2 tRNA genes and 3 rRNA genes are annotated in these 786 nt (G+C 48.7%); all 5 read left to right on the top strand.

From position 1 onward, the window contains the following. Positions 1 to 54, top strand: a 16S ribosomal RNA gene (locus IFU39_RS32495); the annotation flags it as partial. A gap of 106 nt (positions 55 to 160) precedes the next feature. Continuing rightward, positions 161 to 277, top strand: a 5S ribosomal RNA gene (gene rrf / locus IFU39_RS32490). A 36-nt stretch (positions 278 to 313) separates the two neighbouring features. Continuing rightward, positions 314 to 390, top strand: a tRNA-Ile gene (locus IFU39_RS32485). Positions 391 to 412: 22 nt separating this feature from the next. After that, positions 413 to 488 (top strand) — tRNA-Ala (locus IFU39_RS32480). Between the two features lie 207 nt (positions 489 to 695). Then, positions 696 to 786 (top strand): 23S ribosomal RNA (locus IFU39_RS32475); the annotation flags it as partial.

The raw sequence follows: 786 nt of genomic DNA, 5'->3' as shown, positions 1-786 counted from the left end.
GTGAAGTCGTAACAAGGTAGCCGTATCGGAAGGTGCGGCTGGATCACCTCCTTTCTATGGAGAATCGTTTCCTGCAACGGAAACATTCAAATACAAAATCTAGTCAGGTCGGCTAGTTACTCACTCGTTGCTCAGTTTTGAGAGCTCAAACTCTCAAACGTTTGGTGGCGATAGCGAAGGGGTTCCACACGTTCCCATCCCGAACACGACCGTTAAGCCCTTCAGCGTCAATGGTACTTGGACCGCAGGGTCCTGGGAGAGTAGAACGCCGCCAAGCGTAACCCATTTTGGGTTCAAATAGTATATATAATGTGGGCCCTTAGCTCAGTTGGTTAGAGCGCACCTCTGATAAGGGTGAGGCCGGTGGTTCGAGTCCACCAGGGCCCACCATCTATACCTTTAAACTTTATACGGGGCCATAGCTCAGCTGGGAGAGCGCCTGCCTTGCAAGCAGGAGGTCAGCGGTTCGATCCCGCTTGGCTCCACCAAAAATGATTACAAGTTTGTTCTTTGAAAACTAGATATCGAAACGAAACAAACGCGAATTAGAACATTCCTTTAAGCTGATCTTGTGTAAACAAGTGAAGTGTTTATAAAGGTAGTTAAATTGCTTTTGTGATGGTATCGAATGGGAGCGACTTTTGGCTTTGCGCAAGCAAAACAAGGGAAGCAAGCAGTCGAAACCGGAACAAAATGGTTAAGCTACTAAGAGCACACGGAGGATGCCTAGGCGCTAGGAGCCGATGAAGGACGTGGCGAACAACGAAACTGCCTCGGGGAGCTGTA

It is taken from the genome of Paenibacillus sp. CFBP 13594 (genome assembly GCF_014842675.1).
GTDB lineage: Bacteria > Bacillota > Bacilli > Paenibacillales > Paenibacillaceae > Paenibacillus > Paenibacillus amylolyticus_B.
The sequence above is the reverse complement of the archived record's forward strand: the minus strand, read 5'-3'. Positions and strand labels throughout refer to the sequence as shown.